We start from the raw sequence: 13,014 nt of genomic DNA on the forward strand, positions 1-13,014 counted from the left end.
GTCTTTCCGTAACGTGAGGCGAATCGCCGGCGGATCATAGCCGACCGGGTTCCGCGGGTAGAGACGCGCAACAGGCGAGCAGGTTCCCGGCTTCGCGAAAACTGCCCGAAATTGCCGCTGATGCGGCAAGGCTTTCCCGGAACATTGCGAAGGGGGCATGCATTGGCCAAGCGGTCGCGCCGCTGGCGCCGGCTGAATCATGTCGAAGGAGTTTTGCATGCGGAACAGGATTCTTGCTCTTGCAGCGCTCGCGGCCGCGATCGGTTCGCCCGTCGCGGCGCAGGCGCAAACCGGAATCACAGTGGGACGCGCGCCCGTCGTGGTCGATAGTGGCCCGACGATTGCGGTCGAACAGCGGCCGGCCTTCCGAGACTATGTCGTCGAGCAACGTGTACCGGCCTTCAGCATTCCAGATCGCGTGGTGGTCGGCAGCACCTTACCCGAGAGCGGCGTCACCTATTATGACGTACCGCAACGTTTCGGCGCCACCACCTACCGCTACACCGTCGTGAACGGCGCAACCGTGCTGGTCGAGCCGCGCTCGCGGCGCATCGTCGAGGTGATGGATTAACTCTTATCTGGACGCGTTTTCTTCACGCGAACCGGTACCCACTTCGCTCGAAAACGCTCTGCACAACTCGATGTCCGGCGCGTCAAAAAATCAGGCTGACGCGTAGAGCTGAGTAGCGGACATCAGGCCCTGCCCGGTCTTCCCCCCGCCGGGCGGGGCTCTTTTGCGCGCGCTTCCGAAGAACAGGGGCCTAGTGTCCTCTCAGCATCGCCATGATGTGGCTGCTGGATTTATAGTTCGCCAACGCATGATCGCGGAACGTAGGCGTCCAGTTGGACGCCTGGCGCTCTTCGGCGCTCATCGACGAATAGGTATTGAGAATGCCCAGGCTGAGCTGCGTCGGGTCGCCGGTGGACTGGCTTCGATTGAGCGCCGCGAGAATGCTGGCGCGGTTGCGCGCATCGAGCGTCTGCTTGGCGGCGAAGCTCTCCTGCTTGGAGAACAGTCCGTCCTGATTGAGCGAGACCGCCGCGAGGGAACGGCTGTCCATCCCGCTGAAGTCGGCTTGTTGCCCGGCGTTGCGCCCCGGATCGAACACCGGGTCCTTGCCGGTGGCGGCGGCAGCCTTTGCCTGTGCATCGAGAGTAGCGCGGACGCGTTTGGCGACGGTCGAAAAATCCGCCGGCGTCGACGTATCGCCGTCGCCATTGCTGGAGAGATAAGCGGCAACCGGGTCGTTCGCGATGGAGGTCGGCGCTTTGGTGGGATCCTGACGGGTCGCCTGGACGCCCTTCGACACCGCGCTGTGCAGCGCTGACCAGACAGCGGTCGCCTTTTCCTCTCCACTCGCACCATCGAGATAATCGAGTGCCGCGTTGTAGACCGCGTTGAAATTGCCCGTCAGCTTCGACGTGGCCACCGCCGGCGCCAGCGCGTCGTTGAAGCGGTTGGAGAGTTCGGTGCTGGCCGCTTTCTGTTCGTCGGGACTGAATTTGCCGCCATTGTTGGTTGACACCGCAAACAGCGAACGGCGATCGAATGAGGACAGATCCACCGTGGTCTTGCCGTCGGCCCCGATCGGCCCGGTCACCTTGGCGGCGGTATAGGCCTTGTCGAGTGCCGCCCGCATGTTTCCGGTCAGCGTCGCGAAGTCGGGCTGCGCCGGGGCGTCGGTGAGCCGGGCGCGAGCGGCCTCCGACAGCGTCAGGTTGGTCGCCCCATTGCCCTGAGACTGACTGGACGAATCCGCGGCGTTCAACAGGGTATTGGCCGAAGACGCCTGTGGCGAACCGGCCCGGGCATAGGCCGAGCCGAGATACGCGTAGGGATTGTTGTTGATCGAGGTCACTCAGCTCTCGTCGCTGCACGTTGGGGTTAACGAAGCGTTATCCCGACCCGCACCATTTCAGAGCATGGTTAACCAAGTATGAATGTTTCCGGATGTTTCCGGGTTGAGCGCTCCCTGTTCAACCGGGAGCGGCCAATGCCGAGTCGAGCTTTCTTCATCTCGTGTCCCGGACAAGCGCAGCGCAGACCCGGGACCCGGAAGTTCCGGGAAAGGGGCAGCCTGGGCCAGGCTCTGCAGCGCACCGCCAAGTGGCGCTGCAGAGCGTCCGGGCACGAGAGATCAATCCTGGATCTTCGAGAAATCCGCCACCGCACGCGTGGCGCTGCGGATCTCGCCCAGCAGCTTCAGGCGGTTCTCGCGCACCTTGGGATCGTCGTCGTTGACGCGAACTTTTTCGAAGAAGGCATCCACCGGCGGACGCAGCTTGGCCATAGCGGTCATCGCGGCGGTAAAGTCTTCCTTGGCGACTGCGGCACTCGCTTCCGCCGTCACCTCGCCGATCGCCTTCGCCAGCGACTTCTCCTCATCGAGGCCGTAGAGCGCGGGCTCGGGCGCTCCTTCGAAGTTGCGCTTGTCCTTCTTCTCCTCGATGCCGAGGATATTGCTGGCGCGCTTGATGCCGGCGAGCAGGTTCTTGCCGTCGTCGGTCTCGAGGAACTTGCCGAGAGCATCGACGCGGCGAACGATCATCAGAAGATCGTCCTGGCCACCGAGCGCAAACACGGCGTCAACGAGGTCGTGGCGTGCGCCCTGCTCGCGCAGCTGAACTTTCAGGCGGTCGGCGAAGAAGGCGAGCAGATCGCTCGGAAGCTTCTGGGCATCGGCCGGCTCCACCGACAAACCGGCGAGTGCCGACGCAGCCACCCTCACCAGCGACAGGCGTAGCGCGTTCTCGGCAATCAGCCTGATCACACCAAGCGCGGCGCGACGCAGCGCATACGGGTCCTTGCTTCCCGTCGGTTTCTCGTCAATCGCCCAGAAGCCGACCAGCGTGTCGATCTTGTCCGCCAGCGCCACCGCCACGCTCACCGGATCGGTCGGCACGCGATCGGCGGGCCCTTGCGGCTTGTAATGCTCCTCGCAGGCCGCAGCGACGGACGCGTCCTCGCCCTGGGCCAGTGCGTAGTACTTGCCCATCAGGCCCTGCACCTCCGGGAATTCGCCGACAACCTCCGTCAGCAAGTCCGCCTTTGCCAGATGCGCGGCGCGCTTGACCTTGGCGACATCGGCGCCGACCAGCGGCGCGATCTCCGCCGCAAGCCGCTCGATACGCTTGATGCGCGCAGCCTGCGTGCCGAGCTTCTCGTGGAACACGATCTGCTCGAACTTCGGCAGGCGATCCTCGAGCTTCGTCTTCAGGTCCGTCTCGTAGAAGAACTTCGCATCGCTCAGCCGCGCGCGGATCACGCGCTCGTTGCCGGCAATGATGGTCTTGCCGCCGTCGGTGGCCTCGATGTTGGCGACCAGGATGAACTTGTTGGCGAGCTTGCCCTGATTGCTCTTGGGATCGCGGACGACGAAGCACTTCTGGTTGTTGCGGATGGTGGCGCGGATCACTTCCGCTGGCGTCGCCAGAAATTCCTCTTCGAACGAGCCCATCAGCACGACCGGCCATTCGACGAGGCCCGCAACTTCGTCGAGCAGGTTCTGGTCCTCGACGAGGTCAAAGCCTTGCGCGAACGCAAGCTGCTTGGCGTCGGTGAGGATGGCGTCCTTGCGGCGCTCGGGGTCGAGCACGACCTTCGCGGCGAGCAGCTTGGCGTCGTAGTCCTCGAAGCGGCGCACGTTGATCGCACCCGGCGCGAGGAAGCGATGGCCGTAGGTGGTCTGGCCGCTCTCGATGCCATCCACCGCAAACTTCACCACATCGGGCTCTTCGGTCTCGATGCCGAAGGTCGCCGTGATCGCGTGCAGCGGACGCACCCAGTTCAGCGATCCCGGTTTTCCGGAACGCGCACCCCAGCGCATCGATTTCGGCCAGGGGAAGGTGCGGATGATCACCGGCAGAATCTCGGCGAGCACGTCAATCGCGGCGCGGCCGGGCTTCTCGATCAGCGCTATGTAGAAATCACCCTTCGGGTCGCGCTGGATCTTGGCTTCGTCCAGCGACTGCAAACCCGTGGCTTTGAGGAAGCCTTGCACGGCCGCATCGGGCGCACCCATTTTCGGTCCGCGGCGCTCGGTCTTGAGGTCGGGCTGGCGCGCGGGAATGCCGTGCACGGTCAGCGCGAGGCGGCGCGGCGTCGCGAATGCCTTGGCGCCTTCGTAGACGAGGCCTTCGGCGACGAGCTTGTCGGTGACCATGCGGCGCAGATCGTCGGCCGCCTTGGCCTGCATGCGCGCGGGGATTTCTTCCGAGAACAGTTCAAGCAAAAGATCGGGCATCAGGCCGCTCCGCCCGCTTCAGTATGAATCCAGGCCTCGCCGCAGGCCTTGGCCAGTTCGCGCACGCGAAGAATGTAGCTCTGCCGCTCGGTCACGGAGATCACGCCGCGGGCATCGAGCAGGTTGAAGACGTGGCTCGCCTTGATGCACTGGTCGTAGGCCGGCAGCGCCATCAGATGCTCTTTGCGGTTACCCTCCCGCCAGCCGGCGTCGAGATATTTCTTGCAGGCCGCCTCCGCCATCTTGAACTGCTCGAACAGCATCGCGGTGTCGGCGACTTCGAAATTGTGCTTCGAATATTCCTTCTCGGCCTGCAGGAAGACGTCGCCATAGGTGACCTTGGCATCGCCGTCACGGCCGTTGAAGTTGAGATCGTAGACACGGTCGACGCCCTGCACATACATCGCGAGACGCTCGAGCCCGTAGGTGAGCTCGCCTGCAACCGGCGCGCATTCGAAGCCCGCGACCTGCTGGAAATAGGTGAACTGGCTGACTTCCATGCCGTCGCACCAGCACTCCCAGCCGAGGCCCCAAGCGCCCAGGGTCGGGCTCTCCCAGTCGTCCTCGACAAAGCGAATGTCGTGCACGGCGGAATCGATGCCGATCGCGGCGAGCGACTTCAGGTACAGCTCCTGAAGGTTCGGCGGCGACGGCTTCATGATCACCTGGAACTGATAGTAGTGCTGCATCCGGTTCGGATTCTCGCCGTAGCGGCCGTCCTTGGGCCGGCGCGAAGGCTGCACATAGGCCGCGTTCCAGGGCTTCGGGCCCAGCGCGCGCAAGGTAGTCGCCGGATGGAAGGTACCCGCGCCCATCTCCATGTCGTAGGGCTGCAGGATCACGCAGCCCTGCTCGGCCCAGAACCGCTGGAGCGCGAGGATGAAGCCCTGGAACGAGCGTTCCGGGCGCATATGGGCGGGCAATGAGGCGTCCATCGTCAGATCAGCTCTCGCGGGGGTTTGAATCGCGCGGGACCGTATCGACGGCGGGGGTGGGAATCAAGGCAAAGGGGCCGGATTGGCCGTCATTCCGGGGCGCCCGAAGGGCGAGCCCGGAATCCATTGTGCCGCTCACTCCGTGGTTCGATGGATTCTCAGGTGCGCAATTGCGCACCATAGTTCTCGCTTCGCGAGCCCCGGAATGACGATTGAGCGGAAGGGACCCCTAACCCGGCCGGTAAGCCCCGGTCACGGGGTCACGCTTCAACGTCTGAATATCCCCGGCATGGGCGGCCTCGGCGACGCGCGAGAGGCGCATCTCCTCCAGCTCATGGTTGATCCGGACAGCGGTCTTGTAGGCCCAGCGGACCACGGCAAGCCCGCCCAGGACGCCCGCAAAAGCGACGAACGGCGGCATCGGTCGTTCCTTGTTCACAGTGCTCAGCCCCCACGCGCATTCTTGCGCAGACCGGGCCGCACCGCAATTGGCTCGGGCCGGACCAAATGGCGCGGGAGCAGCTCCGCCTAGAACCCGAATTTTGCCCAAATCGCGCGCGTTTCGACCGCCGAGATCAACTCGTCCGGCAGCCCGGCCATTGATTCCATGGCCGAAAGCTGGCCCGCGCCAGCCGGTTTTCGTCCGAGAAGGCCGGACAAGAGCCCGCTCGGCTGCGCAATCACGGGGGTGAGAACCTTCTCGCCATAGCGGGCACGAAGAGTTGAGCGGAGATCGCCGATGCTGTCGGCGAGCCCCAGCGCCACCGCGCTGTCGCCGGCCCAGTATTCACCCGTGAACAGGGTGTCGTCCGCGCCCTTCAGCCGCGCGCCGCGGCTGTCCTTCACCAGCGAAATGAAGATCTGGTGGATCTCGCGCTGGATCGCCTTCAGCTTGGCGACGTCGTCCGGGTTTTCGGGCAGGAACGGATCGAGCATCGCCTTGTTTGCGCCGGCGGTATAGAGACGCCGCTCGATGCCGAGCCGCTTGATCGCCTCCTGGAAACCGAAGCTGCCACCGACCACGCCGATCGAGCCGAGGATCGAGGAGGGATCGCAGATGATCTCGTCACCGGCGCAGGCGATCATGTAGCCGCCCGACGCTGCAACGTCTTCGACGAAGACCAGCACGGGCAGCTTCTTCTCCGCCGCGAGCTGCTTGATGCGCAAATAGATCTGGCGCGACTGCACCGGCGAGCCGCCGGGCGAATTGATCACCAGTGCCACCGCCTTGGCGTTGCGCATCGAGAAGGCCCGCTCCAGCACCCGCGCGACTCCCGCGAGCGACATGCCCGGGCGCAGCGGCGTCACCGCGCCGATCACCCCCGAAAGCCGCACCACCGGCACGACCGCTGTCCCCGGCCGAAAGCGTGCCGGCAGATATTGCAGCAGCTTGTCGGCCAGGCCGGAACTCTCACGATCGTTCAATTGTTCGGCCATGCCGTTACCTCTGTTTAACCATTTTTTATCACGCGACTGTCATTGGAAGTGCCTGGAACGTGTTTTGCAGTTTGCCCATAGGGAAGCTGCAATGAAGCAGCGGAGGAAACGCCATGAAGATCTATCTGCTGATGCTGCTGATCGGTGCGCTTTTCACGGCGATTCGCTTGACGTCCGCGCAGGAACAGCAGCCGGAATCGCTTCCGCAGTAGACTTTCACGGCTCCGCCAGCGGCAAAACCGCCCTCCCCTCCAGAACTTCCCTGACCTCTTTTTTAGGCACGCGCGACTCTTCGTTAAGCATGAGGCCCGGCAGCAATCGCGTCGGGGCCCTGCCGCCTTTGACTGCGCGCACCAGCACGCGGATCGCCGGCCGTCCCGCCTCGCCATGAACCGGCAGGATCGACAGGCTGCCGAAGCCGCGTGACAGCGCTGCCAAAATCTCCGCGATCCCATCTGCGCGCCAGATCAATGTCAGCGCGCCATTCGATCGGAGGATGCGCCGCGCCGCATGCACCCAGGCATCCAGCGTCTCGCTCGTTGCCACATGTGCGACATGGCGGGCCTGATCCGGCGAGCCGCGGTGACGCGCGGGATCGTTGAAGGGCGGGTTCATCAGCACCGCATCGACGCTGTCGGGCAATAGCCCGTGCTCCGCAAACGCCGACGCATCGGCCGTGACATCGAGCACGATCGTCTCGGCCGCAATCGCATTCGCCGCCGCATTGGCGCGCGCAAGCTGCGCAAGTTCCGGATCGATCTCGACCAGGCCGAGACTGAGTCCCGCCACGCGCCGGGCGAGCGCCAGCCCGGCCGTGCCGACGCCGGCGCCGAGATCGACCACGCGGTCGCCGGCCCTCGCCTCCGTCGCCGCTGCGAGCAGGATGGCGTCATGGCCGGCGCGGTGGCCCGACCGCTTCTGCTTCAGCCGCAACTGGCCGCCGAGAAAGGCGTCCTCGGTGATGTCTGCCAGCGTTTCAATCATCGCCGCGCAATTCGTGGCTGAGGCCGGCCTCGGTGAGGAGCGCCCTCGCCTCGAGGGCGTCGTCCTCATGGACCAGGATCCGCCGCGGCAGGATGCCGAGCGAGCCCTCGATGATGCTCATGTTCTGGTCCAGCACCAGATGATGGATATTGGCGCCGTCGAGCAGCGCGCCGATCGCTGACACCAGCACCATATCGTTGGTCCGAACCAGTTCACGCAAAGCAGGTCTCCTGCCTGAAGGGGTTAAAGCGGCAAATGTCAATGGTTCCGCAGCACTTGCCGCATCCGCCTCCAGTTTCTATTGTATTTCCATCAGAATAGCCCCTTCGGGGCAAATATTGGAGACCGGCGTGGCCGTCATCGTACCTTTCGAAACTCCCGGCGCGTCGATCGAAGAGCTGGTTGCCCTTGTCGCCGGTGACATGGAGCGCGTCAACGCCACGATCCTGTCGCGGACCGGTTCTGACGTGACCATGATCCCGGAGGTCGCCAACCATCTGATCTCCTCCGGCGGCAAGCGTCTGCGCCCGATGCTGACGCTCGCCATGGCCAACCTCGCCGGCTACACCGGCGACGGCCACATCAAGCTCGCAGCCAGCGTCGAGTTCATGCACACCGCGACCCTGCTCCACGACGACGTCGTCGACGAGAGCGAGATGCGCCGCGGCAAGCTGTCGGCGCGCATGCTCTGGGGCAACGAGGCGAGCGTGCTGGTCGGCGACTTCCTGCTCGGCCAGGCGTTTCGCATGATGGTCGAGGTCGGCTCACTCCGCGCGCTCGATATTCTTTCGGCGGCCGCCGCCACCATCGCCGAGGGCGAGGTGATGCAACTTGCGGCTGCCAAGAACACCGCGACCACCGAGGACGAATATCTCGCCGTGATCCGCGGCAAGACCGCCGAGCTGTTCGCCGCCGCCTGCGAGGTCGGCCCCGTGATCGCCAACCGGCCGAAGGCCGAGCAGACCGCCTGCCGCTCGGTCGGCATGAATCTCGGCATCGCCTTCCAGCTCGTCGACGACGTGCTCGACTATGGCGGCAAGAGCGCAAAACTCGGCAAGAACACCGGCGACGATTTCCGCGAGGGCAAGATCACCCTGCCGGTGGTGCTCGCCTTCCGCCGCGGCAACGACACCGAGCGCGCTTTCTGGATCAAGGCGCTGGAGCGCGGCGAGATCGCCGACACCGACCTCGACCACGCCATCGGCCTGATGAACAAGCACCGCGCGCTCGAGGACACGATCAGCCGCGCCCACCATTACGGCGCCATGGCCGTGGATGCGTTGGCGCTGTTCCCGTCCTCGCCGATGAAGAGCGCGCTGGAGCAGGTCGTGGCGTTCTGCCTGGCACGGTCGCATTAAGGTCGATGGCCTGGCGCTCTCTCCACCTCGTCTTTGCGAGCGCAGCGAAGCAATCCAGTCTGTCTCCGCGGGAGGACATTGGATTGCTTCGCTGCGCTCGCAATGACGGAGTATAGAGCGACTACGCGCTCCCTCTCGTGTCCCGGACGCGTTGCAACGCCCTTCGCGTTGCTGCGCAGAGCCGGGACCCATGCAGCATCCGCAACCATCTGCGCCATGGGCCCCGGCTCTGCAGCGCACCGCGTGGTTTGCTGGACGGCCACCTCATGTCTCATCAGATATGGTCTCGCATTCGCGGCCCGCTCCCCCGCACTTGCTGCTGGCGGCCGAGTCACTTGCTTTTTGCAAGTCACTCCCCTACCTTCCCGCCATGCACCCAAAATCGCCCTCCACCCTGGAATGCCCGGTCGGCCGCGCCGTGGAGACGGTCGGCGAATGGTGGAGCATCCTGATCCTGCGGGATGCGTTCCAGGGCGCCACGAAGTTCGACGAGTTCTCGCAGAGTCTGGGAATCGCGCCGAACATCCTGTCGCGGCGGCTGGCGCATCTCACCGCGAGCGGCATGTTCGTGCGACGGCGCTATCATGAGCGGCCGCCGCGCTACGAATATGTGCTGACGGACAAGGCGCGGGATTTCTTTCCCGTGATCGTGGCGCTGCTTGCCTGGGGCAACAGGCATCTGGCGCCGAAGGGCGAATCCATCGTACTGGCGAACCGCGACGATCGTCGCCCGCTCGATCCGGTGGTCGTCGATGCCACCGACATGCGCCCCATCACACTTGCCGAGGCGGTCGTCATCGCGGGGCCGCGCGCAAGCCGCGGAATGCGCGCGCGGCTCGCCTCGCTCAAGGCCATGAACCCGGCGGTCGCGCCGGCCGGAGACTGACATGCGTCGTATCGTCGTGACGGGAATGGGCGCGGTGTCGCCGCTCGGCTGCGGTGTCGAACTCTCATGGCGCCGGCTGCTCGCCGGCCAAAGCGGGCTGCGTCCTCTGCCCGAATGGTCGCAGGCGCTGCCCGCGCGCATCGCCGGCCTTGTACCCGACAAGGCCGACGATGCCGAAGGCGGCTTCGAGCCGGCGCAGGCCGCCGCGCCAAAGGACCAGCGCAAGATGGACCGCTTCATCCTGTTCGCGCTGCTCGCGACCGCGGAGGCGGTCGCGCAGGCCGGATGGACGCCGCAGGATGCGGCGGCGCTGGAGCGGACCGCGACCATCATCGCCTCCGGCGTCGGCGGCTTCCCGGCGATGGCGGAGGCGGTCCGCATCACCGAACAGCGCGGGCCGCGCCGGCTCTCGCCGTTCACAATCCCCTCGTTCCTCGCCAATCTCGCGGCGGGTCACGTCTCGATCAAATACGGCTACAAGGGCGCGCTGGGAACGCCGGTCACGGCCTGTGCCGCCGGCGTCCAGGCGATCGGCGATGCCGCGCGCATGATCCGCGCGGGCGAAGCCGATGTCGCGATCTGCGGCGGTGCCGAGGCCTGCATCGACATCGTCAGCCTCGGCGGCTTTGCGGCGGCGCGTGCGCTGTCGAGTTCCTTCAACGGCGAGCCCGCACGCGCCTCGCGGCCGTTCGATCGCGACCGCGACGGCTTTGTCATGGGCGAAGGCGCCGGCATCCTGGTGATCGAGGAGCTGGAGCACGCGCTCGCGCGCGGCGCCAGGCCGATCGCGGAGGTCATCGGCTACGGCACCACGGCGGATGCCTATCACATGACGTCGGGGCCGCCCGATGGCGACGGCGCCCGCCGCGCTATGGAGATCGCACTGCGGCAGGCAAACCTTGCGCCCGGGGATCTGCAGCACCTCAACGCTCATGCAACGTCGACCCCCGCCGGCGACCAGAGCGAGCTTGGCGCCATCGCAGCCCTGTTCGGCCGCAATCGAAACATCGCGGTGAGCGCGACCAAATCGGCCACCGGCCATCTGCTCGGCGCCGCCGGCGGCCTGGAAGCGATCTTCACCATCCTCGCTGTGCGCGACCAGATTGCGCCGCCGACGCTCAATTTCGAAAACCCCGACGCGAGTGCTGACGGCATCGACATCGTCTCCGGCAGCGCGCGGCCGATGCCGATGCGGCACGCCATCTCCAACGGATTCGGCTTCGGCGGGGTGAATGCCAGCGTGATCTTCCGCGGAATGGACTAAACAGGATCCACCGCGCAAGCCTCGTTCCGCGAACTCTCGGCCGCGACTCACGTAGCACTCAGCCAGCGCGCTTGTCGGGTGTCCCACGGCGGGCTACTTCATCCGCTCAAGCGCCTATTCCAAAACGTGAGGATCGTAGCAAGATGCCTGTTCCGCAAAGCCGCTTCTATGAATCGCACGGCCTGCGGCTGCATTATGCCGATTGGGGCAACGAGGGCGCGCCGCCCCTCATCCTGGTCCACGGCGGCCGCGATCATTGCCGCAGCTGGGACGTGATCGCCAAATCGCTGCAACCACACTTTCACGTGGTCGCGCCGGACCTGCGCGGTCACGGCGATTCCGAGTGGACCAAGGGCGGCAGCTACGCGCTGACCGAATATGTCTACGATCTCACCCGGCTCCTGCGCAGCATCGCGGCACCCCAGGTGACCCTGATCGGTCATTCGATGGGCGGCATGGTGAGCCTGATTTTTTCGGGATCATTCCCCGAGCAGGTCGCAAAGCTCGTCGTGCTCGACGGCGTGACCATGCTGCCGGATGCGCCCAAACCGCCGGCGCATGAGCGCATCGGCAAATGGGTCAGCCAGCTCGACAGACTGCACGACCGCACGCCGCGCCGCTATGCGACCCTCGAGGACGCGGCCGCGCAGATGGTGCTTCACAACAAGCGGCTGTCCCGCGAGCTCGCGCCGCATCTTGCCACTCACGGCGCGCGGCGGAACGAGGACGGAACCTATAGCTGGAAGTTCGATCCCTACCAGCGCGCCTCCGCACCGCACCGGCTCTGGCCGGACGATCACGTCGCGCTGTGGTCGCGCATCGCCTGCCCGACGCTGCTGCTCAATGCGGGCGAGAGCTTTCTCGCCGGCGCCAAGGCAGCAGGCCTGGAACGCTATTTCCCGCAAGCGCGCACCGAGACCATCGCCGGCGCCGGGCACTGGCTGCAGCATGATAAGCCGCAAGAGGTGTTGAGCGAGATCCGGCGGTTTCTCGGGCTCGCCGAAGACAGCAGCGGCTAGCTCAACGTCCCCGAATGCACCCACCAGCCGGGGTGATCACGCCGGATTTTTTCGGCGGCGGCGTGCGCATCAGTGGGCGCGCCATAGATCGCAAAGCAGGTCGCACCCGAGCCGGACATGCGGGCAAGCTTGACGCCCGCGGTGTCGCGCAAGGCTTCCAGCACCTCACCGATCACGGGCTCGATCCGCAGCGCAGGGGCTTCCAGATCGTTGGGGACGGTTTCGAGGACTTCGACCCAATCCGCAATCGACCCGCCCTCGTCCGGCCAGGCCGGAGCTTCGAGGACCGAGGTGGCGCCCACCAGCAGTTCACCGTTGCGCAGGCCCAACTCCCTGAACACGTCCTTGGTGGCAACAGGCACGCGCGGATTGACCATGACGCAGGGCATGCGCGGCAGCGCCAGAGGCAGCAGCTGCTCGCCGACACCGGTCATGTCGCAGGCGCGCGAGAACAGGCACACCGGCACGTCGGCGCCGGTTGCGAGCGCGACCTTCTGGAGCCGGGGATCATCGAGCGACAGATCGTTGAGACGCGCCAGCAGCCGAAGCGCCGCCGCGGCATCGGCCGAGCCGCCGCCGATACCGGCCGCAACAGGCAGCACTTTGTCGAGCGCGAAGGCCCCGAGCTTCAGGTTCGGCACGGCTTCGGCCAGAAGCCTGGCGGCCTTGAGCACGAGATTGTCGGAGGTCTCGCCGCAGGCCGCCGCCAGCGGTCCGGTCGTGGCGAGCTTCAACTCGGCGCCCGGATCGAGCGTCAAACGATCTGCGCAGTCGGCGAAGGCCACCACGCTTTGGAGATCATGATAGCCGTCCGTACGACGGCCGACGACGCGAAGGCTCAAATTGACCTTCGCCCGTCCTTCTTCAATCAACGCCGGCATCGGCGA

At 65.5% G+C, this 13,014-nt stretch carries 13 protein-coding genes; 5 read left to right on the top strand and 8 right to left on the bottom strand.

Features of this window, described 5'->3' with window-relative positions; all coding sequences use genetic code 11:
* Positions 1-217: 217 nt before the first annotated feature.
* Positions 218-571, top strand: a complete 354-nt coding sequence (locus FNV92_RS27190) for a DUF1236 domain-containing protein (RefSeq protein WP_162005913.1) — start codon at positions 218-220, stop codon at positions 569-571.
* A 190-nt stretch (positions 572-761) separates the two neighbouring features.
* Here the strand turns inward: FNV92_RS27190 and FNV92_RS27195 are convergent, their stop codons facing one another.
* The 7 genes from FNV92_RS27195 to FNV92_RS27225 all read right to left on the bottom strand — a co-directional run bounded on the left by FNV92_RS27195 (position 762) and on the right by FNV92_RS27225 (position 7,820).
* Positions 762-1,859 (bottom strand): hypothetical protein, encoded by a 1,098-nt coding sequence (locus tag FNV92_RS27195; RefSeq protein ID WP_143843799.1) that lies wholly within the window; start codon positions 1,857-1,859, stop codon positions 762-764.
* Between the two features lie 279 nt (positions 1,860-2,138).
* Positions 2,139-4,244, bottom strand: coding sequence for a glycine--tRNA ligase subunit beta (gene glyS / locus FNV92_RS27200; RefSeq protein WP_143843798.1), 2,106 nt, complete (start codon positions 4,242-4,244; stop codon positions 2,139-2,141).
* Positions 4,244-5,179, bottom strand: coding sequence for a glycine--tRNA ligase subunit alpha (locus FNV92_RS27205; RefSeq protein ID WP_015687914.1), 936 nt, complete (start codon positions 5,177-5,179; stop codon positions 4,244-4,246). The genes glyS and FNV92_RS27205 overlap by 1 nt, the downstream gene beginning before the upstream one ends.
* Positions 5,180-5,408: 229 nt before the next feature.
* Entirely contained in the window at positions 5,409-5,600 is a 192-nt protein-coding gene (locus FNV92_RS27210) for a hypothetical protein (protein ID WP_015687915.1), read from the bottom strand.
* Between the two features lie 107 nt (positions 5,601-5,707).
* Positions 5,708-6,616, bottom strand: coding sequence for a S49 family peptidase (locus FNV92_RS27215; protein ID WP_143843797.1), 909 nt, complete (start codon positions 6,614-6,616; stop codon positions 5,708-5,710).
* Positions 6,617-6,832: 216 nt separating this feature from the next.
* Positions 6,833-7,600 (bottom strand): tRNA1(Val) (adenine(37)-N6)-methyltransferase, encoded by a 768-nt coding sequence (locus FNV92_RS27220; protein WP_143843796.1) that lies wholly within the window; start codon positions 7,598-7,600, stop codon positions 6,833-6,835.
* A complete protein-coding gene (locus FNV92_RS27225; protein WP_015687918.1) occupies positions 7,593-7,820 on the bottom strand; it encodes a putative signal transducing protein in 228 nt (75 codons plus the stop codon). Before FNV92_RS27225 ends, FNV92_RS27220 begins: the two co-directional genes overlap by 8 nt.
* Positions 7,821-7,950: 130 nt before the next feature.
* On the opposite strand from FNV92_RS27225, the gene FNV92_RS27230 reads away from it, so the two are divergent.
* The 4 genes from FNV92_RS27230 to FNV92_RS27245 all read left to right on the top strand — a co-directional run bounded on the left by FNV92_RS27230 (position 7,951) and on the right by FNV92_RS27245 (position 12,127).
* Positions 7,951-8,958: a polyprenyl synthetase family protein gene (locus FNV92_RS27230; protein WP_015687919.1), complete on the top strand. Its 1,008-nt coding sequence runs from the start codon at positions 7,951-7,953 to the stop codon at positions 8,956-8,958.
* Positions 8,959-9,328: 370 nt separating this feature from the next.
* Positions 9,329-9,844, top strand: a complete 516-nt coding sequence (locus tag FNV92_RS27235) for a winged helix-turn-helix transcriptional regulator (protein ID WP_143843795.1) — start codon at positions 9,329-9,331, stop codon at positions 9,842-9,844.
* Position 9,845: 1 nt separating this feature from the next.
* A complete protein-coding gene (gene fabF / locus FNV92_RS27240) occupies positions 9,846-11,108 on the top strand; it encodes a beta-ketoacyl-ACP synthase II (protein WP_143843794.1) in 1,263 nt (420 codons plus the stop codon).
* A 143-nt stretch (positions 11,109-11,251) separates the two neighbouring features.
* Positions 11,252-12,127 (top strand): alpha/beta fold hydrolase, encoded by an 876-nt coding sequence (locus tag FNV92_RS27245; protein WP_143843793.1) that lies wholly within the window; start codon positions 11,252-11,254, stop codon positions 12,125-12,127.
* Here the strand turns inward: FNV92_RS27245 and FNV92_RS27250 are convergent.
* Positions 12,124-13,008: a 4-(cytidine 5'-diphospho)-2-C-methyl-D-erythritol kinase gene (locus FNV92_RS27250; RefSeq protein ID WP_143843792.1), complete on the bottom strand. Its 885-nt coding sequence runs from the start codon at positions 13,006-13,008 to the stop codon at positions 12,124-12,126. The two genes, FNV92_RS27245 and FNV92_RS27250, sit on opposite strands and share 4 nt — an antisense overlap.
* Positions 13,009-13,014 lie beyond the last annotated feature (6 nt).

It is taken from the genome of Bradyrhizobium cosmicum, from assembly GCF_007290395.2.
In the GTDB taxonomy this organism is placed as follows: domain Bacteria; phylum Pseudomonadota; class Alphaproteobacteria; order Rhizobiales; family Xanthobacteraceae; genus Bradyrhizobium; species Bradyrhizobium cosmicum.

Excerpts from the sequence above, each read along its gene's own strand:
- FNV92_RS27205 (WP_015687914.1), bottom strand. The coding sequence starts at position 5,179 with ATGGACGCCTCATTGCCCGCCCATATGCGCCCGGAACGCTCGTTCCAG.
- FNV92_RS27250 (WP_143843792.1), bottom strand. The coding sequence starts at position 13,008 with ATGCCGGCGTTGATTGAAGAAGGACGGGCGAAGGTCAATTTGAGCCTT.
- FNV92_RS27235 (WP_143843795.1), top strand. The coding sequence starts at position 9,329 with ATGCACCCAAAATCGCCCTCCACCCTGGAATGCCCGGTCGGCCGCGCC.
- FNV92_RS27245 (WP_143843793.1), top strand. The coding sequence starts at position 11,252 with ATGCCTGTTCCGCAAAGCCGCTTCTATGAATCGCACGGCCTGCGGCTG.
- FNV92_RS27215 (WP_143843797.1), bottom strand. The coding sequence starts at position 6,616 with ATGGCCGAACAATTGAACGATCGTGAGAGTTCCGGCCTGGCCGACAAG.
- glyS (WP_143843798.1), bottom strand. The coding sequence starts at position 4,244 with ATGCCCGATCTTTTGCTTGAACTGTTCTCGGAAGAAATCCCCGCGCGC.
- FNV92_RS27220 (WP_143843796.1), bottom strand. The coding sequence starts at position 7,600 with ATGATTGAAACGCTGGCAGACATCACCGAGGACGCCTTTCTCGGCGGC.
- fabF (WP_143843794.1), top strand. The coding sequence starts at position 9,846 with ATGCGTCGTATCGTCGTGACGGGAATGGGCGCGGTGTCGCCGCTCGGC.
- FNV92_RS27190 (WP_162005913.1), top strand. The coding sequence starts at position 218 with ATGCGGAACAGGATTCTTGCTCTTGCAGCGCTCGCGGCCGCGATCGGT.
- FNV92_RS27210 (WP_015687915.1), bottom strand. The coding sequence starts at position 5,600 with ATGCCGCCGTTCGTCGCTTTTGCGGGCGTCCTGGGCGGGCTTGCCGTG.